This is a genomic window from Sorangium sp. So ce302 (assembly GCF_051530145.1).
GTDB classification, from domain to species: Bacteria; Myxococcota_A; Polyangia; order Polyangiales; family Polyangiaceae; genus Sorangium; species Sorangium cellulosum_B.
In genome coordinates this window covers 9,721,787-9,744,358 of sequence record NZ_CP150326.1, presented here as the reverse complement: position 1 = coordinate 9,744,358, position 22,572 = coordinate 9,721,787, and the positions used below count along the sequence as shown (strand labels likewise).

Annotated in this window: 18 protein-coding genes; 9 read left to right on the top strand and 9 right to left on the bottom strand. The window is 70.5% G+C overall.

Annotated features, from left to right (window positions below; all coding sequences use genetic code 11):
* Window positions 1-157 precede the first annotated feature (157 nt).
* Entirely contained in the window at window positions 158-1,165 is a 1,008-nt protein-coding gene (locus WME73_RS36920) for an RNA polymerase sigma factor (RefSeq protein WP_437912599.1), read from the bottom strand.
* 445 nt (window positions 1,166-1,610) lie between these two features.
* Here WME73_RS36920 and WME73_RS36915 point away from each other — a divergent pair, with 445 nt between their 5' ends.
* Genes WME73_RS36915 through WME73_RS36905 form a run of 3 tightly spaced genes read left to right on the top strand, consistent with a single transcriptional unit; the run spans window position 1,611 to window position 5,948 of the window.
* Entirely contained in the window at window positions 1,611-2,702 is a 1,092-nt protein-coding gene (locus WME73_RS36915; protein ID WP_437912598.1) for a PEGA domain-containing protein, read from the top strand.
* Between the two features lie 14 nt (window positions 2,703-2,716).
* Window positions 2,717-4,327, top strand: coding sequence for a hypothetical protein (locus tag WME73_RS36910; RefSeq protein WP_437912597.1), 1,611 nt, complete (start codon window positions 2,717-2,719; stop codon window positions 4,325-4,327).
* A 34-nt stretch (window positions 4,328-4,361) separates the two neighbouring features.
* Window positions 4,362-5,948, top strand: a complete 1,587-nt coding sequence (locus tag WME73_RS36905) for a hypothetical protein (RefSeq protein ID WP_437912596.1) — start codon at window positions 4,362-4,364, stop codon at window positions 5,946-5,948.
* 180 nt (window positions 5,949-6,128) lie between these two features.
* On the opposite strand, the gene WME73_RS36900 is transcribed toward WME73_RS36905, so the two are convergent.
* Entirely contained in the window at window positions 6,129-6,935 is an 807-nt protein-coding gene (locus WME73_RS36900) for a hypothetical protein (protein ID WP_437912595.1), read from the bottom strand.
* A 17-nt stretch (window positions 6,936-6,952) separates the two neighbouring features.
* Window positions 6,953-7,414, bottom strand: coding sequence for a hypothetical protein (locus tag WME73_RS36895; RefSeq protein ID WP_437912594.1), 462 nt, complete (start codon window positions 7,412-7,414; stop codon window positions 6,953-6,955).
* A gap of 841 nt (window positions 7,415-8,255) precedes the next feature.
* On the opposite strand from WME73_RS36895, the gene WME73_RS36890 reads away from it, so the two are divergent.
* Window positions 8,256-8,561 (top strand): hypothetical protein, encoded by a 306-nt coding sequence (locus WME73_RS36890; RefSeq protein WP_437741007.1) that lies wholly within the window; start codon window positions 8,256-8,258, stop codon window positions 8,559-8,561.
* A gap of 247 nt (window positions 8,562-8,808) precedes the next feature.
* On the opposite strand, the gene WME73_RS36885 is transcribed toward WME73_RS36890, so the two are convergent.
* Together WME73_RS36885 and WME73_RS36880 are read right to left on the bottom strand one after the other, a co-directional pair.
* Window positions 8,809-11,658 carry a tetratricopeptide repeat protein gene (locus WME73_RS36885; RefSeq protein WP_437741006.1) on the bottom strand — a complete coding sequence of 950 codons (2,850 nt, stop codon included), beginning with the start codon at window positions 11,656-11,658 and terminating at the stop codon, window positions 8,809-8,811.
* 106 nt (window positions 11,659-11,764) lie between these two features.
* Window positions 11,765-12,397: a Mut7-C RNAse domain-containing protein gene (locus WME73_RS36880; RefSeq protein WP_437912593.1), complete on the bottom strand. Its 633-nt coding sequence runs from the start codon at window positions 12,395-12,397 to the stop codon at window positions 11,765-11,767.
* Between the two features lie 121 nt (window positions 12,398-12,518).
* Between WME73_RS36880 and WME73_RS36875 the strand changes: the two genes are divergently transcribed.
* On the top strand, window positions 12,519-13,511 hold the full coding sequence (locus tag WME73_RS36875; protein WP_437912592.1) for a matrixin family metalloprotease: 993 nt from the start codon (window positions 12,519-12,521) through the stop codon (window positions 13,509-13,511).
* A 25-nt stretch (window positions 13,512-13,536) separates the two neighbouring features.
* Here the strand turns inward: WME73_RS36875 and WME73_RS36870 are convergent, their stop codons facing one another.
* Window positions 13,537-14,229 carry a hypothetical protein gene (locus WME73_RS36870; protein WP_437912591.1) on the bottom strand — a complete coding sequence of 231 codons (693 nt, stop codon included), beginning with the start codon at window positions 14,227-14,229 and terminating at the stop codon, window positions 13,537-13,539.
* Between the two features lie 352 nt (window positions 14,230-14,581).
* Here WME73_RS36870 and WME73_RS36865 point away from each other — a divergent pair, with 352 nt between their 5' ends.
* Window positions 14,582-15,709, top strand: coding sequence for a peptide-N-glycosidase F-related protein (locus tag WME73_RS36865; protein WP_437912590.1), 1,128 nt, complete (start codon window positions 14,582-14,584; stop codon window positions 15,707-15,709).
* A 43-nt stretch (window positions 15,710-15,752) separates the two neighbouring features.
* On the opposite strand, the gene WME73_RS36860 is transcribed toward WME73_RS36865, so the two are convergent.
* Entirely contained in the window at window positions 15,753-16,376 is a 624-nt protein-coding gene (locus tag WME73_RS36860) for a hypothetical protein (protein WP_437912589.1), read from the bottom strand.
* 634 nt (window positions 16,377-17,010) lie between these two features.
* On the opposite strand from WME73_RS36860, the gene WME73_RS36855 reads away from it, so the two are divergent.
* Genes WME73_RS36855 through istB form a run of 3 tightly spaced genes read left to right on the top strand, consistent with a single transcriptional unit; the run spans window position 17,011 to window position 19,671 of the window.
* Window positions 17,011-17,382, top strand: coding sequence for a hypothetical protein (locus WME73_RS36855; RefSeq protein WP_437741866.1), 372 nt, complete (start codon window positions 17,011-17,013; stop codon window positions 17,380-17,382).
* The gene (istA, locus tag WME73_RS36850; RefSeq protein WP_437741865.1) at window positions 17,379-18,878 is read left to right on the top strand and encodes an IS21 family transposase; all 1,500 of its coding nucleotides are present in this window, start codon (window positions 17,379-17,381) and stop codon (window positions 18,876-18,878) included. The genes WME73_RS36855 and istA overlap by 4 nt, the downstream gene beginning before the upstream one ends.
* Window positions 18,865-19,671, top strand: coding sequence for an IS21-like element helper ATPase IstB (gene istB, locus WME73_RS36845; RefSeq protein ID WP_437741864.1), 807 nt, complete (start codon window positions 18,865-18,867; stop codon window positions 19,669-19,671). The genes istA and istB overlap by 14 nt, the downstream gene beginning before the upstream one ends.
* A gap of 86 nt (window positions 19,672-19,757) precedes the next feature.
* Here istB and WME73_RS36840 read toward each other — a convergent pair whose 3' ends face one another.
* Window positions 19,758-20,555 carry a hypothetical protein gene (locus tag WME73_RS36840; RefSeq protein ID WP_437912588.1) on the bottom strand — a complete coding sequence of 266 codons (798 nt, stop codon included), beginning with the start codon at window positions 20,553-20,555 and terminating at the stop codon, window positions 19,758-19,760.
* Between the two features lie 14 nt (window positions 20,556-20,569).
* Entirely contained in the window at window positions 20,570-22,345 is a 1,776-nt protein-coding gene (locus WME73_RS36835) for an RICIN domain-containing protein (RefSeq protein WP_437912587.1), read from the bottom strand.
* Between the last annotated feature and the right edge of the window lie 227 nt (window positions 22,346-22,572).

Genomic DNA, 22,572 nt, shown 5'->3' with positions numbered 1-22,572 from the left:
AGCGGACACGATCGCTCCTCGATGGGCGTCGCTCGGCGCGCGACGCCCGCTCAGGAGGCGCTCAATCCCCTGCGACGAAGGCCGCGAACCACGGTGGTTTAGCTCCGCCTCCATGACGAAGGCCACGTCGTTCGCGTCGATGTTTACTGCGCGGTCATCACCTGAGCCCGGCCAGCTTGGCCTCGCGTTCACCCGCCAGGCGACCGCGCGGGAATCTCCGCCCGTGCTCCTCCAGCAGGCGTCGCGCCTCGACGAGCGACACGACATCACCGGCCGCCATGGCCGTCCGTGCGCGGGCGATCAGCTCCTGCTCGCGGGAGCTGATCCTCGAGCGGCGCTGCGCGGCTGGCCAGCCCGTCGGCATGGCGGGGACGGCAGGGGCCGTCACCGCCCCATCCAGCGCCGGAGGGGCCATCACCGCCCCGTCCAGCGCACCGCTCACGCGCGCCGGCCCGGCAGGGTCCCGCGCGGCCTGCCCGGTCTCCGGCTCGGTCGTCCTCCTGGAGAGCAGGGTGGCCATGCAGGGGCGGAGAGGCGCGACGGGCTCCATCGGGCCCACGGCCAGCACACCGAGCGCCGCCGCACAAGCGATGACGAAGCCTCGCGCCATCCAGCGCGCGGGACTACGTCGCCGCCAGGAACACCGCTCCAGGAGCCAGGGCGGGAACAGCGCGGCGCGCAGCCGGCGAGCGCCGCGGCCTCGTTGCCTCGCTTCCCAGCGGGCCGCCGCCTCTTCGAACTCCTCCCAGGCCCGGCGCAGGCGACTTCGTGCCGTCTCCAGCGGGATCTCCTGCTCTCGGGCGACGTCGGCGATCGGCCGCTCCAGGAGCTCGCACGCGATGAACACCCCGCGGCGCCGCTCGCCGATCTCCTCGATGAGCTGCCGCACCAGCGCTGCCTCCTGGCGAGCGATGGCGTGATCCTCGGGGCTCTCTCGCTCATCGCAGAGCGCCGCCTCGTCGAGGCCCGTGAGCGCCTCCTCGCGCCTGCGCGACGCTCGCCGGTGATCGCGGGCCGTGTTCAGGACGACGCTGTCGCACCACGCGCTCGGGTTCCTCGCCGATCGGGCCTGCTCCCGCCGCTCCCAGAGCCGCGCCATCGCGTCTTGAGCGACGTCGTCGCGGTCCCTCTCGGGCACGCCAACGTAGCTGATGAGCGCTCTCACGCGGGCGGGTACAGGGCAGGTCGGCGTTGCTCGGTCCACGGTCCAGCAGACGATCCGAGCCCGGCCCGACGGTCAAAAAATCGAAAAAATCGACCGAGTCCTCGCAAGAGGCGCTGCGAGTGGCTCTACGGTGGGCGAGCCCGAAGAGAGGAGCAGCGCCTCGGTGAGGTTTCCGCCTCCGCCGCCACACCTCTGCCGGCTGCGGATCTCGACGGGGGCCCAGCAGCCGTCGTGGGTGCGGTGCTCGTTCCGTCCTCAAAGGCCCTCCGGAGCGGAGTCACGCATTGCATCATCATTGCTGAAATTCTCATGTATCCGGTAGCTTGAGGACGATTTCCGACCATCGTGAGCTCACTGGACCACGAGGCGGATATACGAGGAGGCTCGGCGGTCGCGGGACGGTGCGCGTTGACATGGGCTTGCGTGCAGGAGTATCCACCGTGGCGTGCGCCATGCGGTCCCCTCCGTCTTGCCGTGCGTCTTTCTCGGCGTCGTCGCGGTGCTGGAGGGCGTGGCGAGCGCGCAGGATCTCCATGCGATCGCGGGGACCCACGAGCCATCGACCGCGGAGGATCTGCTGCGCCGTGCTCGGCAGGCGCGCGATGCCAGGCGATGGGCCGAGGCCGAGGCGGCGTACGAAGCGGCGCTGAAGGCGGCCGACGCGGCGTGGACGACCGACGCGGAGCGCGCCGAGATCGCCGCGGAGCTCGGCCTGTGCGAGCTCGCGCTGGGCAGCTATCGAGACGCGGCAGACCACCTGGCGCAGAGCTTGAGACACCGCGGCGCGCTCCGCAGCCTGCTGGCGGAGCGGGCCGAAGAAGGATTGTTGAAGGCCGAGAGCCGGGTGGTGACGCTCTACCTGGGTGTGAGTCCACCGGACGCCGAGGTCTTCGTCGACGGCAAGGCGCTGGGTCGCCGGGCGCCGACGTACGAGCTGTTCCTGGAGCCGGGGCAGCACACCGTGCGGGCGCGGTTGGACGGCCACAGCGAGGCGGTAGGCGCGTTCGACGGGCAGGCGGGCAAGGCCAGCTCGCTGACCCTGAAGCTGCCTCGCGCGCCGGAGCGCGCCGCGCCGGGGGTGGCCGGCGCTGGCCCGGCGCGGCCGGCGGCCCCGCCGCCACCTCCGGCGGCGCGGCGGGCGCTTCCCCTGACGGAGCTGCGGATCGGGGGCGCGGCGCTCGCGACGGCGGCGCTGGCGGCTGGCACGGTGTTCCTGCTGCGGGCCGATGTGATCGACGGCAACCTGGCCGAGCGGGACGTGGTGCTCCGCCAGCGCGGCTGGACGTCGACGACGTGTTGGTGGACGAACGCGCCCTCGGCGTGCGCGGAGATCCGCAAAGAGGCGACCGAGCGGGGTCGGTTCGCCACGCTCGGCAACGTGGCACTGGCAACGGGGGCCGTGTTCGGGATCGCGACGGCGGCATCGTTCCTCGCGGAGGGATGGCTCCTCGGCGGCACGCCGGCCCGTGAAGGCGTCCATGTAGTCCCGAGCGCGACGGGAGCGCAGGCCGGGCTCGTTCTTCAGGGCGTGTGGTGAGACGACGAGGGGTGATGGGGACGCGCGGGAGGCAGGGTCGAGGAACGCTGCGTTCGATCGCGGCGATCGCGCTCGGCTGCGGGAGCGCCGCGGGGGGCGCAGGGTGTTCCTATGCCGAGGACTGCACGACGACGTACAGCTGCGAGCCGCTCCCCGGCGAGACGCCGCCGGCGCTGCCGGCGTCTCCGTGTGACGGCGATCCCGTGACGAGCCCGGCAAAGGACGGGTGCGGGGTGTTCGTCGCGCTGCGCGGGGACGACGCGAGCGACGGGACGAGGGAAGCGCCCGTCAGGACGCTGCGGCGTGCGGTGGAGAAGGCGTCGGAGCCCGGGGGGCCACGGCGGGTGTACGCCTGCGCGGAGGACTTCGAGGAGGCGGTCACGCTGCCGTCGGGCGTCGCGATCTGGGGCGGGCGGGACTGCGCGACGGAGGCGTGGGCCTGGGGTGGCAAGGACCGCTTCACCGAGATTGCGCCGGGGCCGGAGTTGGTGCCGCTCGTCGTGGAGGCTCGACAGGCGAGCATGACGTCGGCGGTGTTCGGCGTGCGGCTCGTGGCGGCGGATGCGGTGCGGCCGAGCGAGTCGTCCATCGCGATGATCGTGCGCGAGGGCGCCGCGGTGGATGTGGTGTCGAGCGAGATCCTGGCGGGGAACGGCGCGGATGGGGCGAACGGGGAGAGCGCTCCGCAGGCATGGCGGGCGCTGGATGGGGCGCCTGGCCACCCGGGCGCGCCCGGGTGCCTAGCGGACTGGACCGAGGGCGCTCCGCCGGCGATGACTGTGTGCGAGGACGGCACGACGTCCATTGGCGGCGCGGGCGGTGATGGCGCCGTCACCGCGGGCGGCGACGGCGGGCCGGGCGCGCCGGCCCCGGGGCCGGGCTCGATGGAGGACGGCGAAGGGGGAACGGGCGGGCCGATGACCTGCACCGCCGGCGAGAGGGGCGGCGCTGGGGAGGCCGGCGCGCACGGGGTCGGCGGCGGGACGGGCGTGGACGACCGGCTCAAGTACGGAAGCATCAGCGCGCGTGGCTGGCAGGGTTTCTCGGGGCGGGACGGCCAGAACGGCGGGATCGGCCAGGGGGGCGGCGGCGCGGGCGGCGTCGGAACGAACGGGCAGTGCCGCCCTGTGGATCCGCAAGGCGGACCATCCGGCGGCTCGGGCGGGGGCGGCGGCTGCGGGGGGCGCGGTGGCCGAGGCGGCGGCTATGGGGGTGGCAGCTTCGGGATCATCGCCCTGCATGCTCACGTCATGGTGGACAAGACAGAGATCATCACGGGGGACGGCGGTCGCGGCGGCAACGGAGGGCAGGGGCAAGAGGGTGGTTGGGGCGGGGGGGAAGGTGCCCGTGGAACTATCCCAGGCACGGGCTACCGTGCATGCGAGGGTGGGGTGGGCGGCGATGGCGGCAAAGGCGGCGATGGCGGCGGAGGGCTCGGGGGCGTCTCCATAGCCGTCGCGCGCGTGGACAGCAGCGTTCACCTCACGGAGAGCGCTTTCGGGCGCACCGGAGCCCCCGGCACCGGGGGACTCGGAGGCAACCCAACCGAGGACACAGCCAGCGGGGAGAGCGGCAAGGCCGCAACGCTCTGGGATTTCCCCGAGCTGATCGTGCCGCCCGGATGATGGATTTCGCACGGGGATGGGCAGAGAGAAGATCATGAAGATCACAGCCGTTGCATGGGTCCTCGTGCTGTCTTCTCCGGCCGCCCTGGGGTGCGGAGCGGAGCCGTACGCCCCACCGTGCGCCGAGGGGGGCACCTGCGACCCAGAGCCCTCGGCCGCGCCCTCGGAGGAGGAATGTCTCCAGGGCCTCGCCGCGCTGCGCGTGCAGGCCGGCTGCGGGGTGTTCGCCAGCCGGGCGTGGGGAGACGACAGCAATCCCGGCACGATGGACAAGCCGGTGAAGACGCTCACCCGGGCGCTCGCGCTTGCGCCGCACGCGCGCGGGCGGGTGTTCGCCTGCACCGACGCTTACACCGAGGCCATCACGTTGCCCTCCGGCATCGATCTGTGGGGCGGCTTCGTTTGCTGGTCGAGATGGAGACACTACACGGAAGGGGCGACCAACAAGCCGGCGAACCTCGCTTCACCGGACGCTGGAGGTCCCCCGATCACCGTGGTGGCAGCACTGGGCGACGGCGAAGGGGCCACCGACGGCGTATCCACGATCGTGGACATGCATGTGCAGCACGAGCGCAGACTGCATTCGGATCGCTCTTCCATCGCGATGAGGCTCCAGCCGGGCGCGGTCGTGGAGGTGCTTCGGAGCGTGATTGAGGCGGACAGGGGCGGGTCGGGCGAGGCCGGCCAGGATGCGGTCTATGTTGATCCGCAGCCAGCGTACGGAGAGATCGGAGCGATCGGCAGGGACGCTTGCTCGGCAGCGACCGTGGCCGGCGCGCCCGCGGTGACGACCGTATGCGGTGACATGGTGTCGACGGGCGGCAAAGGGGGCGACGGGGCCCCGGACCGCGGTGGAGATGCCGAGGACGGCAAGCCGCTGACGGTCCCGAATCCCAGGGAAGCGGGCCTGGGTGGCGCGGGCGCGAAGGACGGCGCCCCGTGCGCGGACGGCCGTCGTGGGGATGACGGCGCGCCGGGCGAGCCCGGCGCAGCCGGCCATGGTGGACGCCTCACCGAGGCTGGGTGGGAGGGCGTGCCCGGCCGCCAGGGCGGCACGGGAGCGCCCGGCCAGGGGGGCGGCGGGGGCGGCGGCGCATCGGGCGGCCGGAGCGCCTGCGGCAACGCGGCGCTGGGCGGGGGCGGCGCGTCGGGCGGCTCGGGCGGCGGCGGCGGCTGCGGCGGCACGGGCGGCCGCGGCGGCGGCGCGGGCGGCGCGAGCATCGCGATCTTCGCCCTTTCAGGCAGCAAGCTGACCCTGCGGGAGACCCGGGTCATCACGGGCCGGGGCGGCTACGGCGGCCGGGGGGGCGAAGGCCAAACGGGCGGGCAAGGCGTGCAAGGAGGCCCGCCGGGGCTGGGTTCGCCCATGCTCGGCGTACACGCCTGCCGAGGCGGCTATGGCGGCACGGGCGGCAAGGGCGGCTATGGCGGCGGGGGCGCTGGCGGGCCCTCGATCGGCATCGCGTATGCCGATGACGAGCAGCTCACCCTGGATCGCGTCACGTTCGAGATCGGCGAAGGGGGCCCGGGCGGCATCGCGGATGTGTTCGACGAGACGCGCGACAAGGCGAACCGAGGCAGCGACGGCTTCTCCGCCGAGACGATGCGCTTCGCGCGGTAGGTTCGCGCGCGGGAGCGCCGCGACCGGTTCCCCTGACCGGTCGGGAACAGGGTAGGACGAGCGCCTCGCCCCAGGACCAGCCGCTGTGTTGACGGCCGCTCCCATGTCGCCGTCTGCGCCGGGAACTTCCATCGCGCCTCGTCTGCTCCCGTCACGTGCAGCGCCGCCGGCGAGCAGGCCTTATGCGTTGTCGTTGCTTGGTCCTTCCAGCGGCCCCTCGGGCGCGTCCCACCCGCCGGGAGGCTCTTCAATTCCCAGTGCGGCGAGGAGCTCGCGGGCGGCCTTCGAGATGTCGGCGGGGATCTCGGGCCCCGGTTCCCAGGCCGAGAGCTGCGCGCGAAGCCTCCGAGCGGGCGCGGCGAATTTCTGTTGATCGAGCTCCGTTCCGAAGGCGGACAGGAGCTGGTCCATATGCTCGACCAGATGCTCTCGCGACGGCCACGACGTCGCCTTGGCCCACAGCGAGGGCGAGGCGAGCAGCTCAGCGACGTTCACTGCGCCCGCGAGTGCCTGGGCCAGCTGGGCCGCCTTCTTCGACGCATCGCCGTAGCTCCGCGGCGCGGCCGCGGCCTCCGCTTCGGGCGGCGGCTCCGCGTCGTCTGTGTCGCGATCCATCGCCCGGACCTGGTAGCCGTCGTCGTTCTCCCAGCCGCAGGCGGGCACCCTTATGCCGAGCGAAAGACAGAAACGCCGGGCCGCCTCGTACACTGCCTGCGGGACCTCCTCGCCCTCTCTCCAGGTAAGAACCGCCTCCCGGAGCTCTCGCGCTCGCTCGCGGGGCTCATCGAGCGGGAAATACGCGATGTAGTCGTCGGCCGCCAGGAGGACTTCCGCGCGCGTCGGTCGTCTCACGAGGGTCGACAGCCTGCGGGCCGAGGTCATCTCACGCAACAGGTCGAAGGCGTTGTTGAGGGCCTCGCCCTCCTTGTCGTCAGGGTCCGATCTTCGACGGATGGTGCGCGGCTCTCGCGGTTGGGTAGGCTTCACGGTATCGTCCCTCCTGCTCACAGATACGGCATACAGACGGGTCCGAAGTAGATGTTCCTGAGTGCCGAGATGGCGCCGGCACCGACGGCGACGACCTCGGGCGGCGAGGTCCCGGTCTTGACGCAAACATAGGAGCACCACGCTCTTATCACGATGTTCTGCAGGAGCTCGTTCACGAAGTCCGGGCACGTGGGGCACTTCGCCTTCCCGCAGTCGTTGATGATGCAACGATGACTCACGGCAGGTATGTAGCCCTGCTGGCATCGTGGCAGAGATTCGCAGCCGTAGTCTCCCTCGCATTCGTACTTTGGTATCACCCTGTATGCGAGCATCGACGGGTCGGTGCCCGAGAGCCACGCCCGCGCCTGCTCCATCGCTCCCGGCGCGTACTGCTCCAGGAGCGCCCTCAGCGTCTCGTCGTCGAGCGTGGCCGGATCGATCTGCGTGGCCTCGACCGCGCCGGCCATGGCGCACGTCATGTTCCCGGCCAGGGCTGAGGCGAACGCCAGCTCCTCCGGGTCGAGCTGAGCATAGGCTTCCTCAGCCAGCCGTTGCTCCTCCGGGCTGACGCCCGTGCCGTCGTCGACGGTGCTGCTGCCGCCGTGCCGTCGTCGACGGTGCTGCCGCCCGCGCCTCCCTCGGGGGGCTGTCCCCCGTCGTTGGAGCTATGCCACGCTCCATCCTCATCTCCCGGACCCACCCGGATGACGCATCCGGGAACCACCGCATACCCGGCCAGCCCCATGAACACGACCGCCGCCGCCCCTTGAGCTGCTCGCTTCGCCATCTCGACCACCTCCGCCCCCTAAGTCGCTCGCTTCGCCGTCGCACCCGCTCTGAAACATGGCGGGTCCCATTCGGCCACACTGCCAAGCGTCCAGCCGCGTAGCACGCGCGCTCTCCCACCACAAGCGAGCGGCGGACGAGCTGCCGGCAAGCGGCGCAGCGCCGTTCGGTTCTGAATGTGGAGAAAGCGGGACGGCGACGACTCGCACGCACTTCCATTGCACGTGGAGATCGGCGCGATCGGGAAGGACGCCTGCTCCGCAGCCACCGTGACCGGCGCGCCCGCCGTGACGAGCGTGTGCGGCGACCAAGTATCGACGCGCGGCAAAGGCGCGACGGGACCCGAATCGCGGCGGCGATGAAGAGGACGGGGAGCCGCTGCCGACCCCGAACCCCAGCAACGTAGGCCCGGGCGGCACAGGCGCGAAGGACGGCGCCCCGTGCGAGCTCGGCCGCGATGGGGAAGACAGCGCGCTGGGCGCGCCCGGCGCCGGCGGCAGGGGTGGACACCTCACCGAGGCCGGGTGGGAAGACGTGCCCGGTGGCCAAGGCGGCACGGGAGCGCCCGGCCAGGGGGGCGGCGGCGGTGGCGCGCCGGGCGGCCGGAGCGCCCGTGGCAACGCGGCGCTGGGCGGTGCGTCGGGCGGCTCGGGCGGCGGCGGCGGGCCCTTGATCGGCATCGCCTATGCCGACGACGAGCAGCTCACCCTGGATCGCGTCACGTTCGAGGTCGGCCCAGGGGGCCCGGGCGGCATCGCGGATGTATTCGACGGGACCCGCGACAAGGCGAACCGGGGCAGCGACGCCTTCGCCGCCGAGGCGATGCGCTTTTCGCGGTAGATTTGCGCGCGGGATCGCCGCGACCGGTTCCCCTGCCCGATTGGGAGCAGGGTAGGACGAGCGACTCGGGTTTGAGCTTTTTGTGCGCGACTTGGTACTACGGTTGCACGTAGTGGCGAAGCGCTCGACGTCGGCCGCGATTTCTGCGGAAAGTTGGGGAATTTTACTGGCTGGCCGCCTGGTCAGATCCTCACGCTCGGCGCTTATGCAACTGTGGTGCTACAAACCGAGAATGCAAAATCCGAACTTAGAGATCTTGATTTGGAAGAGCTCGCTCCACAAGCGCGATGCGCTCCAGCAGTTCGGGTGAGGAGGATTGGCCAAGCATCTCTAGGATTTGGAGCATTCTGTGAAGGATGATGGATGTTTTGGGCGCAAATGCATGAGGCACGTCTAGAAAACAGGGCCAGATTGTGTCGAGTGCCTCTTGGGTGGAAGCGAGCGCCGCTTCCCGCTGCCCCAGTGCGCTCTGCCGATTGCCTAGGTTGTTGAGGCTCATGGCGAGGTCGGGCAGGAACGCATCGGGCCGTTGCTCGGCCAGCGTGCGGCGGATGGTGACGGCCTCTTGGGTGGAAGCGAGTGCCGCTTCCAGCTGCCCCAGCTCGCTCTGCCGATTGCCCAGGTTGTTCAACAAACGCGCTCGCTCGGCCAGCCGCTCCAGCTCAGCGCCCTCCGGAAGGTGTTCCAGGCGCTTCTGCTCTGCCCACAGCGTGACCTCGCGAAGCGATACGGTGCGCTCCGGCAGCCCTGCCCGCGCCATCTGCTCCGCAAGATCAATCGTCCCCTCCCGCTCCAGGGCCTTCGCGAGCACGCTTCCGAGCCGCGCATGCGCCGTGCGCTCGCCGAGAGCCTTGGCCGCTTCAAATGCCGCCATCGCTCGGCTCACAACGTCGCGCCCGAGCACGTGCGTGATCCACTGTTCTCCATCCTCGGGCTGATCCTCGGACAGCCGCCCGAGTACCGTGAAAGCGGTCCCCAACGCATCGTCGCCAGCAAGGCACTCGAGCACGCGGTCCAGGTACGAACCGGCTTCGCCGCCCTCCAGCGACAGTGTCCGGTGCACCATGGCCTCGCCCAGCAGATCGGGCTCGAGTCCGCCGAGGTAGTCACCTGCGCGAGAGGCACGGCCTTGCCCGGGATAAAGGTCGCGCAGGAAGCGGAGGTACCGATCCACGAGCTGCTCGTCACGCTCGTCCATGATCCTGGCCACGAGCGCGGCCGCCTCACCGCGGCTCGGCGCGCCACCTCGCAGCGTGAGCGCGGTGACGGCCCGTCGCATCTGCTCGATGAATCGCCGCGCATCGAAGGAGTCAGAGCGCGGGAAGCGCGAGCTCCAGAAACGCTGCTCGTGATCGAGCGTGCTGGCCATCAGCGTCTCTGCGGTAAACTCCCGCCCCTCGACCGTCGCGAGCGCCGCCATGTGAAGGTAGAGCACCCGATCGTAGCGCCGATCGTTGAGCGGCGGCGTCGCACCTGGAACGGCTTTCCTGAGAACGTGTGCAAACGATGCCGCCGCCTCCCGGAAGGCCCCTATCCGCTGGGGGCTCGCGGCGACCCCGGGTGGAAGCTCTCGCGGCGCGTGATCGCCAAGCAATGCTCCCAGCTCGGCATCGGAGCCCTGCAGGAACGTCCACCAGTCGCCGGCGTTGCGGGCGAGGAGCACGAGCCGCAGCCGACCCCGGCCCTTCCGGGCGCGAGCGCGTCCAGCTGGCTCGAGGAGGGCGCGCAGGTCGGGGCGGCTCTCGGCGTAGTCGACGACCGCGAACGTGGGACGCTCCGCCGCCATGAGCGCTTCGACCTGCCGCTCGTCGACGCCTCCTGGGATGAAGCCCGCTCGCCAGCCCTCGCGACGCAGCTGAGCGCAGGCCTCGATGAAGAGCCTCGTCTTCCCTATGCCGCCAGGACCGTAGAAGAGGCGTGCGCGTACGGGGGCTGTAGCACCGCACCAGGCATGGATCTCCTTGAGCACATCGGCGCGGCCGAAGAACGGCACGACCTGGTAGCGAGCGTTCAAGAGCGCGGCGGGGCTCGCCTCGACCGGTGGCTCCGACGTCCCCGGGACGAGGAGGTCGTCGAGCGGGTCGTTCGGCGCTTCCGGTGGGAGGTTGTCGCGCAGGAACGCGATCAAGCACTCGGCCGAGGCGCGAGCGGCGTACTCCTTGAAGTGGTCGTCGCGCCCGTGATTGGCAAAGTCCATGACGCCCTTCATCACCAGCGCGTCGAGCCTCGCGTCGCGCTGGGCATGCGCGAGCGCGCCAAGGGCCGCGGCTTCCATCTCGAGGCCGAGCGTCTTGCGCATGTGCTCCGACACGAAGCTCCAGTACGCTTGGTCCTCGACGACCTTGTTGCCGCTGCCCATCGGCGCGACATGCACCTTGAAAGGGAGCAGCGCGCCCGCAGGAGAAAGATCCGGGAACCGGCCTCGCTGCTGGATCAGGATTCGCACGATCCGTTCGCGTCCCTCCTCGGTGAGCGCGAGCGTGCCATCGTGTAGATGGCCGGACTTCCACAACGACGCGATGACGTCCGCCCATCGTGGGCACATCTCGTCGCACTCCGGCGGCGCGCCAGGATCCGCGACGCCCTCGTGCAGCTTCGCGAGGACCCAGTTCTCCTGCCATTCGCAGGGGATGGGGCGCGCCTTCCACCAGGAGGCGTTCTTGAAGCGCGCGCTGAAGTCTGTGTGCTCCAGCGCAACCTTCCAGTCATCGCGCAGGTTGTATGTCCTCAGGTCCTGTTGCACCCCGTCTGGCAGAGCCTTGCCTGTGTCATGCAGAAACAACCGTTCGGCGGCGACGACATCGCCCAGCTTGGTCTTGCCCGGCCGCCCCGCGCACACGCCGCACATCGCGACGCACCGCGGCCGAACCTCCTGCACGAGCGGCAGCAGCGCGTTCGTCGCAGCGACGGCCCCCATGTCGCCCGCCTGCGCCAGCGCGATGTGCAGCGGCCTGCCACCGGCTCCCTGGAAGCTCCTGAACGCGACGGGCAGGCCGTTGGGACCTTCCTCCTGCTCCCACCGGCTCTCTGGCAAAGCGCCTTCCTCGACCTGAAGGGCAGCCTTGTACTCCAGCGTGATCGCGGCGAGGATCACCACGTCGACCCTACGTTGGTTCCCGCCGCCCGTGGACATCCGGCGAAGTATACGCGCGCGGGCACGCGGGCGGTCCTGGCCGACGAATGAATTGCGCCCGCCCGCCGCGTCACGGCGGAGGCTTTTGGCCGCCCGCCGGTGGTGCAGGGGCCTCGGCCGCGGCGGCCACGCCGGCCGCGGCGGCCACGCCGGCGACGATGCCGTCCCAGTGGCTGCCCTTCCACAGGACCTTGCCGCATCGATCGCACCGCCAGAACTCGTCGTGGCGATCCGCCACCACCGCCGGCACCGCCTCCCGGACGCTGTCCTTCGAGGCGGCCGTGAGCGCGCCGCCGCACGCCATGCAGCGGGGGTCCCGCACGGGCAGCCCGAGCTCCCGCAGCACGAAGCCGGCCTGCTCCGTCGGGCGCAGCCCGCGGGGCACGTAGAGCCCGCGCACAGCCGCGGTGCGCAGGGAGCGCCGCTCGAATACGCCGGCGTCGGAGCTCAGCAGCACCCGGCCGGTCTGCTGCGCGAGGCGCACGAGATCGCCGTCGTCGATGCCATGCTCGAACATGGCGTCGTAGCCCGCGCCGCGCAGCCAGCGCGACAGGCCGCCCAGCATCGCGTCGCACAGGAAGCTCGGCGCCGCTGCGCCGCCTTGCGCCGGGGCCGCGCTGCCCTGCGCCGCCGCGCCCCCCTGCGCCGGAGCCGCGCCGCCCTGCGCCGGATCGGCTCTGCCGCCCGCCTCACCCACGAGCATGCCCCATCACCTCAGGATGGCGGAAGGCCAGCGGGGGGCAAGGGCGCCGCTGGCGAAATCCCCACGCGCCGGCCGCGCGCTGCTACCGTCGCTGTAGGGTCAACCGATCGTGGAGGAGTCGATGGCGATGAAGCGTGCATGGTGCTCCTGCGTGGCGGCCGCGCTCGCCGTGCTGGCGAGCGCGCAGCAGGCGTCGGCCTACTGCCGCTCGAACACCTGCAAGAGGTCGGAGCTCTGCCTGCAGGACGACCAGCCCGTCGGCGAATGCAAGCCGCTCCGCTGGGCGGGCGATTGCATCGGCTTCAGCATCCAGGAGGACGCGTCCAGCGAGATCTCCTACCAGGAGATCTCCGACGTGCTCGAGGCCGCGTTCGATACGTGGATGCAGGCGCCCTGCGACGGGGGAACGCCGGGGCTCCGCGTCCAGAACCTCGGGCCCGTCGCCTGCGGAGCGGTGGAGCTCAACGCCAGGGATGGCAAGACCAGGATCGTCGATGGCCTCGTGCCGGGCAACGCCAACGTGGTCGTCTTCCGCGATCTGGAGTGGCTCGCGGCCGCGGGACACAACACCGAGATGCTCGCGCTCACGACGGTGCAGTTCGACAGGAAGACCGGTAATCTCTGGGGGGCCGACATGGAGATCAACACCGATCTCTACGATTTCACCGTCGCGGACGACTCCGCCGCGCCGAGGGAAGATCTGCTCGCCATCGTCACGCACGAGGCTGGCCATTTCCTGGGCCTCGACCACACCATGGCCGGGCCCGAGGCGACCATGCACTCCAGGTACGACAGGGCGGACCCGATGAACTTCCGGACGCTGCACGACGACGACATCGCGGGCGTCTGCCAGATCTACCCCCCTCGGGATCTCTCCGCGTCGACCTGCAATCCCATCCCGCCGCACGGGTTCTCGCCCGAGTGCGCCGACGACCAGCTGGTCCGCTGCAGCGCGGCGCCGCGGGCCGCCGGAGGCCCAGGATGGAGCGCCCCGCTGGCCGCCGTCGCGATTGGCGCGGTCGCCTGGCTGCGCGCCGTCAGGCGTCCTCGCCGCGAAGGATGGCCCCGATCGAGCTGTCGCGTCTGCGTCAGCCGTCGCTCCGCGAACAGGTGACCACCACCCCAGGGACGAACTTGCCCTACCGCGGCGTCTCTGGCTCCTCGAGGCCGAGGACGCTCTCCAGGCTAGGGTAGGCGGCTTCCTTCTTGTCGATGTTCAGGTCCTTCCAGGGAATTACCTCCTGCAGGAGACCGTAGTCGAAGGCCCAGAGATACTCTGGGCTCCCGGGCTCGAGCAGGGTGCAGCAGTAGTCGGTCCATGTTCCAAACCCATCCACCACGACCGCCTCGCTGCAATTGCATGGGATATCGTCCTCCACCACCCTCCAGGGTATAACCTCCTCGAGCCGAAGCCGGCGCGCCTTGGGTTCACCCGCGCGAACGAAGCGGATCCCACGGAGGGTGTGCTCGTTGCTCATCGTGAGCTCCAGCTCCAGATCTGGCCACACGGGGAGAGAGTAGAACATCTTCATGGCGTTCGGCGCCTGGCCTCTCGCCGCCGGCTCGACGCGCTGCGGCGCTCCAAGGAACCGACGATACGAGTCGGCATGGCACTCGTCCGCGGTGCCTGGGTCTTCATGATCCAGGCGTGCGCGCGCCAGCATCTCCTTGGCCGCATCGAACGCCGCCTCATCGACGCCTAAACGCCTCAGGCCTCCTGCGACACCCTCCTTGTTCCGCATGCGTGACATGAGATAAATTTGAAGCGCGCTGATAAAATCCATGACTGCTCCGCTCCGAGATTCCACAAGCGGTCGCCTCTCGTCTGTCATCACGACCCTTCCTTCTTCACTTTGATCTGGTCGAGTAGCTCCTGAAGTTTATCCACGGGCATCGGTTTCGCCGGGACGATCTCGACGTGAGTCCGGCGCTTGTCACGCTGGATAATTCCAGCCCCGGAGGGAGACGCTCGGCCTGGTACGCGCCCGAATCGCTCCACCTCCGCCGCCGCTCCAGCACGACATCGAACCGGCGATCTGATAGGTTGGACGAATGCACCTGCGTCGCGCGATCCCATACCTCTGTCCGTTGGCCCTGCTCGCCGCGTGCACGGACGAGCAGCGCTCTGACGCGGGCACAGGCGGAGGCACCGGGACCTCCGAGAGCAGCGGGAGCACGAGCGGAGTGACCGGGACCAGCGCAGGCAGCGGCGGCACGGGCGGCGATGGCGGCGGTGGCGGCAGTGGCAGCACGGGGGGCAGCGGCGGCAGCGGCGACGAGCCGCTCCAGGAACCCGAGGAGGTCCCGGTGCTGGAGGACATCACGTTCTACGACGGCTACGCCGAGACCGTCGACGAACCGATCCCGGCCGGCGTGATCCGCCACAACAACTCGCTGGTTGCAACCAGGTTGACCGACGAGCTGCTCGCCAAGATCCAGACCACCCTGAAGGTCCGCGTGGTCGTGGGAGCGCTGTGCGACAACTACGACCGACTCGGCTCGGTCAACCTGGCGCTGGTCCCCAAGGGCGCCCAGACCTACGTTCCCGGGAAGGTCGACCGGATCGAGATCGCACGGTTCGTCACGCCGTTCATGGACATGAACAAGCAGCCGAAGACGGTCCCCTATGAATGGGAGGCCAGCAACCTCGTGCCGATCTTGAAAGACCCCGACCTCCTGGCCGAACGCGATCTCTGGTTCGAATTGGGCATCTTCGGCGTGCCCTACGCCGCGAACGACGAGGTCCCCGGTTGCGCTGGTCGCAATGACACGCAGCTCGGATCGCTGCTGCTGTACACCGACAGCACGCGGGCGGCCCAGGACTTCAGCGTCCTGTTGCCGCTGGCGATCAGCGAAGAATTCAACAACTACGCCACGGGCGCCAGCGACAAGGTCGGCACGACCCGCAAGACCGTCAGCTTCGAATTGCCGGCGGATACACAGGATGCACAGCTCGTGCTCATCACGTCGAATCACGGCGCCAACCAGGGCGGCGAGGAGTATGTTCGCCGCGACCATCACGTGTACGTCGACGGCGAGCTGGCCTTGCAGTACAAGCCCGGGCGCACGTCGTGCGAGCCGTTTCGCAAGTACAACACCCAGGGCAACGGCATCTACGGGGCGTCCCCGCGGTCGGACAAAGAGTGGCAGTCGTTCAGCAACTGGTGCCCTGGCGACGTGATCGACACCCGGATCGTCCCGTGGGGCGCCGCGAGCGCCGGCACGCACGAGTTCGTGATCGACGTCCCCGACGCGACCTTCGTGGGCGGGGAGGGCAATATCCCGTTCTCGCTCTACGTGCAGGCGCGTTAGGAGCTCCAAACGCGAGCACCCGACGCGGGAACGGCTCGGGCCGTCACCGCGCTCCCGGCGCCTCTGCGCGCCGGCGTCCGTGGCGTCGCGCGCGCAGGAGCGCGCCGCCGGCCGCGGCGAGGCAGCTCAGCGGCGCCCCGGCGCGCCCCCCGCCCGACGCCCCGCAGGAGCAGCCGCCGCCGGCGCTCGGCTCGGCTGCGCCCGCGCCGGGCTCGCCCCCGCCGGCGCTCGCCTCGCCCCCGCCGGCGCTCGCCTCGCCCCCGCCCGCGCCCGTGGCGCCGCCCGAGCCGGCGCCGGCCTCGCACGAGCCCGCGGCGCCGATGAAGCGCGCTGTCGCCCGCCAGAGCCCGGGGCAGGTCCGGCCGGTCGAGCTGTCGCCCCCGCAGGCCTCCGGCGGGCCGCAGAGCCGGTCGAGCGTCATGAGCGGCGAGAACGTCCTGCCCCCGTCCGTGGAAACGGCGGCGGAGAAGCCGTCCACGGGCTCGTCGGCGCAGGCGAAGAGGCCCCGCGGGGTCCAGGTCAGGCAGCGGACGCCGAGCTGCCCAACCTGGGTGAACTCCAGGGTATCCGTCGGCGCCACCCACAGGCCGTCCAGATCGCTGCCGGCCGCGATCTCGGTCCCGTCGGGCGAGAGGGCGAGGCCGAGCAGGCTCGCCGCCTGGAACACCTCGCGCCACGTGGCGCCCCCGTCTTGCGAGACCAGCAGGGCGTCCGCGTGTTAATGGCCACCCCGATCCGCAGATTTCTGCCCCTCACATCGTGACGCCTGGGGGCGGGCGCGGGCGGCCGGGAAGTTCGCCCCGGCGAGGCGCGGCGGTAGAGATCACGCCCAAGCGGCGCGCCGGAAAGAAGAAGGCCCTGGGTAGCGACCAGGGCCTTCCGGGGATCGGCGACAGACCGATGTTCGGCCTGTCTCGCACGACCCAGCCGCCAAGGGCAACTTCCCGGCGCGCTGGCCCGGGGACTCGTGCAAGACAGCTTCCGGCTCGCCCGCTGTGGGTGCTGCGCCGAGATGTTCTTCGTCTGCGGCCGATGTGATCGAGGGCAGGTCTACTGCGGCAGCGGCTGCCGCGCCGCGGCTCGCCAGCGGGCTCTGCGCGCGGCTCGGCTGCGTCACCAGCGCTCCGCTGAGGGGCGGCTCGATCACCGGGATCACCAGCGTGCCTACCGCGTCCGACGGGGCCGGCGCGTGATGGATACGGGTTCCGACAACTTGCCCGCATCCGCCAGCGTGTGCCCGCGGACCGGCGCGCCGACGTCGACAGACGACGTGGCCGCCGCCGGCCCGCGGGAGTCAAGGAATGGACGAACTCGTGATGACGATCTCCGCGACAGCGCGGGAGACGCGGGTGCTGCTGACGCAGGGGCCCGACGAGGTGATGAAGGCCCGGCTGCGGTCGGTGGCCACACCGGCGCATCGGTTCGCCGGGCCGATGCTGTGCGAATCGATGGCGCTCTGGCACGACCAGAGGGTCCGTGCTGTCGTTTCTGCGGAGTCCGAGGACATCTTGTTCGCGCTGGGTTTGTGCGACGGCCTCGGCGTCGCGCGCGCGACGCTGCACTACATCGTCGAGCCTCTCTTCATGGACGCCCCGCCCCGCCGCGGGCAACGCCTGCCGGGACTCGGTAACTTCCGTGGCGAGCATCGCCTTCGCAGGAGCCTCGGTCGATGACGATCGACCAGGCCAAGGAGGCGGAGGTTCGCCGCCTACACTTCGCCGAGCACTGGAAGGTCGGCACCATCGCGACGCAGCTCGGTCTGCACCACGACACCGTCGAGCGCGTGCTCGGCCTCGGCAAGGGGGCGCGCTCGCGGCCCGTCGTTCGCGACGCGGATGCCGCGGTGAGCGAGGTGCCTTTGCCGCTGCGCGGCTACGAGGCCTTCGTGATCGAGACGCTGACACAGTATCCCCGGCTCCGCGCCACGCGCCTGTACGACATGCTGGTCGAGCGCGGCTACGAGGGCAGTATGCGCACGGTGCGACGGCATGTCCGGCTCGTGCGCCCGGCGCCCAAGAGCGAGGCGTTCCTCCGCGTCGAGCCGCTCATCGCCGAGCAGGCCCAGATCGACTGGGCCTACGTCGGCAAGCTGCGCGTCGCGGGCGGCACGCGCCAGCTCTGGGCCTTCGTCATGGTCCTGTCGTACTCGCGCGCGATCTGGGGCGAGCTCGTGCTCGACCTGTCCGCGAGCTCGCTCCGCCGCTCGCTCGTGCGCGCGTGCCGCTACTTCGGCGGCGCTACGAGACAATGGCTGTTCGACAACCCCAAGACCGTCGTCCTCGAGCGCCACGGCGACGCCGTGCGCTTCCACCCGGACCTGCTCGCGGTCGCCGGTCAGCTCCGCGTCGCGCCGCGGCTCTGCGCCGTGCGGAAACCGCAGCACAAGGGCAAGGTCGAGCGGGCGATTCGCTTCCTGCGCGACCGCTTCTTCGCCGCGCGCACGATGCGTGATCTCGATCGCGGCAACGCCGAGCTGCTCGTCTTCCTCGACGAGATTGCCAACGTGCGCTCGCACCCCCGATGGCCTGAGCGGCGCATCGACCAGGTGCTCGCGGAGGAGAGGACGAGGCTGCTCGCGTTGCCCGACCCGCTGCCGGAGACGGATCTCGTCCAGCCCGTGCCCGTCGACAAGACCGCCTTCGTCCACTTCGACGGAAACCGCTACTCGGCGCCGTCGCTCCACCACGGCAAGACGCTGACGCTCGTGGCCAGTGACACGACCGTGCAGCTGTTGGACGGCGGCACCGAGGTTGCGCGGCACGTGCGCTGCTGGGGACGACGCCAGGTCATCGAGGCGCCCGAGCACCGTGCCGAGCTGCTCGACCACAAGCGCGCCGCGCGCGAGGCCAAGGGGCGCGAGCGGCTCGGTGCCGCGATCCCCGGCTTCGAGATCCTGCAAGAGCGCTGGGTGGAGGCCGGTCGCAACGTCGGCTTCATGACCGCCAAGGCCCTGCGCCTTCTGGACCTGTACGGCGTCGAGATCCTCGGCGCTGCGGCGCGCGAGGCCATCGCCCGCGGCACCCACGATCCCGGTGCCCTCGCCGTGCTCTGCGAGGAGCGTCGCCGCGCCGCCGAGGGCCCTGTCCCCATCGACATCGATCTCGGAGCCCACGTCCCCGATCGCGACGTGATTCCCCACGACCTGGAGTCCTACGATGCCCAACGATGACGTCGCAGATCTGATTCACTCCCTCGGCGTACGCGTGTCGCGCGAGGCGCTGCTCGCGCTCATCGCGCATGCGACCACGGCGCGCTTGTCGCCGGTGCAGACGTTCGAGGAGCTCGCCGCCATCGCCCGCCGCGAGCGCGCCGAGCGCAACCTCGCCGCGCGCGCCAAGGCGGCGACCCTCGGCACCTTCAAGCCCCTCGAGCGCTTCGACTGGAACCACCCGCGCACGATCCAGCGTGAGCTCGTCGAGGAGCTGATGACCCTCGACTTCGTCGCCAAGGGGCACAACGTCCTGCTCCGAGGTCCGAGCGGCGTCGGCAAGACCATGCTCGCCCAAAACCTCGGCATGGTCGCCCTCCAGCGCGGCTACACCGTGCGCTTTACGACGCTGTCGGCCGCGCTCGCGGATCTGCTCAAGCAGGAGTCGCTGCCGGCCCTCGAGCGACGGCTGCGAAAGTACACTGCCCCGTCGCTGCTGATCCTGGACGAAATCGGCTACCTGCCGTGCAGCCGTCAGTCCGCCGATCTGCTCTACAACCTCATCAGCCGCAGGCACGAGAGCCGATCGCTCGTGCTGACGACGAACCTGCCATTCAAGCAGTGGAGCACGGTCTTTCCGGGCGCGGCGTGCGTCTCGGCGCTGATCGACCGCTTCGTCCAGCACTGCCACATCCTCGACATCGATGCTGACTCGTGGCGGCAGAAGGAGTCGTTGGCCATGAGCGAGGCGCGCTCCAAGCCGACGGCAGAGGCCGCCGCGCCGCCTGCCCCGGCGGCAGCGAAGAGGCGCTGACCCGGGCGACGCCGGGTGCGATTTCCGCGGCGCCCGGGGGTCAGATTTCCGCGGGCGCCACGGTCACTTTTCTGCGGACGTGAGGGTCACGATTCCGCGGATCCTCGTGGCCAGATTCCTGCGGATCTCCGAGGCCATCTACAGTCCGCGCCGTCGCCGTCGCGGCGCACGTACACCACGTCAGGGTCTTTCGGGTCCACGGCGCCGAGGTACGGCAGGTTGCGATCGTCGCTGCCAGGGACGTCGAACTCCTCCCACGTCGCGCCGCGATCGTCCGAGCGCCGCACGATCCCCTCGAACGTGGGGCCGTTGCGGCGCCCGCTCACGTAGATGCGCCGCGGATCGCTGGGCGCGCTGTCCAGGGTCACGCCGAGGAACGTGCTCGGGAAGTCGACCCCGGCCTGAGTCCAGGTCCGTCCGTCGTCCTTCGATTCCCAGACCTGCGTCAAGATCGCGTCGCTGGCCATGACGCTGGAGCCGAGCAGGAGGACGCTCGCGGGATCCGCGCGATCGATCGACAGATCGACGATGTTGCGCTGGGCGAGCGCGCCCTCGGCGATGTGCCAGTCGCAGCCGCGGTCGTGCGTCGCGCTGAGCCCGTCGAAGAGCCCGGCGAGGATCGAGCCGTCGGCGGTGACGACGAGCATCGGGTCCTCGAAGCCGCTGTAGCCGATGGCCGCTTCACAGATCCACGACCAGCGCTCGCCGCCGTCATGGGTGGTGAGGACGCCGTAGGTCGCGCGGACGACGATGTGCTCGGGATCGGCGGGATCGACGAGGATCTGGCCGGCGGTTGGGTATCGGCCGTTGGCGCGCGCGGGCGTGGCGGCGGAGAGGGCGAGGCCCGCCGCGGCGGCGGCGAGCCCGAGAGCGACGCGGTTCATCGATGCGAGGTTCGCTACTGCCGCCGGAACTGCTGGTTCGTCCCGTTGTTGCACGTGTACTGGGCGATCCTGGCGCCGTCGGCGGTGCTGGCGCTGTAGACGTCCACGCACTTTGCGCTGTTGACCGAGCGCAGCGAGACGGCGCCGTTGCCGCGATCGATGAGATCCCACTTCTGGCTGTTCCTGCCGCTGTTGCAGTCCGCCTGCGTGATGTTCGCCCCGTTGTTCCGGCTGGCCCCCTGCACGTCGAGGCACTTTCCGCTGTTCACGTTCTTCACGGTCGCCGTGGTGCCGCTGAGGATCTCGACTTGCCATTGCTGGTCGCCCGCCCCGGTGCACGGCCGCTGGACGACGGTGGCGCCGTTGTCCAGGCTCGCCGCGTTGACGCTCATGCATTTGCCGGAATGGAGGGCCGCCAGGCTCTGGCCGGTGGTGCCGCCGGTGCCGCCGCCCGGATCGCCGCCGCCGGTGCCGCCTCCGGGGTCGGTCGTGCCGCCGCCCAGGCCGGAGATCTGGACCTGCGCGCCCGTGGCCGACACGGAGAGGAGCTTCAGCGTCGCGTTCGTCCCGAAGAGCTGATGAGAAGCGCCGACGGCGAGCGGCGAGTCCCTGAAGTTCCCGCCAGGGATCATGTCGAGCAGGTGCGCCCGGCCGCTCTCTCGCGACTGCGTGAAGAACGCATGGATGAGCACGCCCTTCGTGGAGAGGTTGCGCGAGTCGACGACGTTCGTCGCCGCCGGCTGGCGGAACTCGATCTGGTACATGACGTCGTTCGGGCCCTTGACGCGGAGGAGCTGGGTCCCGGTGCTCGCCTCGGTCATCGGGGCGAGCGTATACGTCCCGTCGGCGGTGACCGTCTGGGCCTGCGACGACGGGATCCACCCGAGGTTCACCTTGTAGTTGGCGTTGAAGTGCTGCTTCCCGCCGTTGCCCATCGGGTCGAACGGATCACCGTACTCGTCGAAGGTGCAGTCGTTGCTCATCGTCACCGTCGCCCCGGCGTTGCGGCACGTCCGCGAGGAGGCGTGCCACAGGCCGAAGTTGTGGCCGAGCTCGTGCACGACGACCTCGGGCCAGAGGCCGGCGATCCAGGTGGCGTTGCCGGGCTGCGCGCCCATGCCGGCGTACCCGCAATCCATCTTCCCCATGATCATGTAGTGCTGGTACGCGTTCAGATCGAAGCCGGCGTTCCTCGCCGCGGTCCTGGCCTCGTTCTGCCATCGGTTGTAGTCGTCGCACTTGCCGAAGCTGATGTTGAACGGGCCGGCGACGTCGTACTCGAGCTGCATCTTGCCGAACGACGAGCCCGCCAGGTGGGTCGCCGCGCCGGCCATGGTGTTGCGCACGTCCTGCTCCGTGCCCAGCGTCTGGCCGCCGTCGAACTGCACGCGCAGCACCAGGACGCGCTTGGTCCCGGTCGTGACGAGCGCGTTCGTCAGCTCGCCGATCCCCTCGGCAGGCCGCATCGTGGCGACCATGATCGTGCCGTCGCCGGTCTCGGTGCCGAACACGTCCACGGGGGAGCCGCTCGCCGTGCGCCAGTCGATCGACGGCTCGGCGCCCGGCGCCGTATCCGTCATCGAGCCCAGGTCGAGGCGCACGAACACCCCATCTTCCCGCTCCAGCATGTACCGCGCCTCGCCATTGGCGACGGCGACAGTCAGCGTCCCCGAGGCGGTCGGGGCCGGCCCCGCGCCCTCGTCACCGGCGTCGAGGATCAGGCAGCCGGGCGCGAACGCGCATGCTGCGGTGAGGGCAGCCGTGGTGAGGTGTGACTTGAAGCGCTTCATTGGATCTTCCTTTCCTGGCTCGGTCCGATGCGCCCATCTCCCCCGATGTCGGAGAGCGCCGCACCATCCCCCTCAGGAGCCAGGGCGCGGCGCGACGGAGCGCTGCCAAGGAGAGGCCGCAAGCGCCGCCAGCCTCTCCGCTGCTGATGTAACTTGACGGCCAATCCGCTCACGGACCCGCGCGACGATCGCTCGCGATCGCCGCGCCGTGCCGCCGTCCACGCACC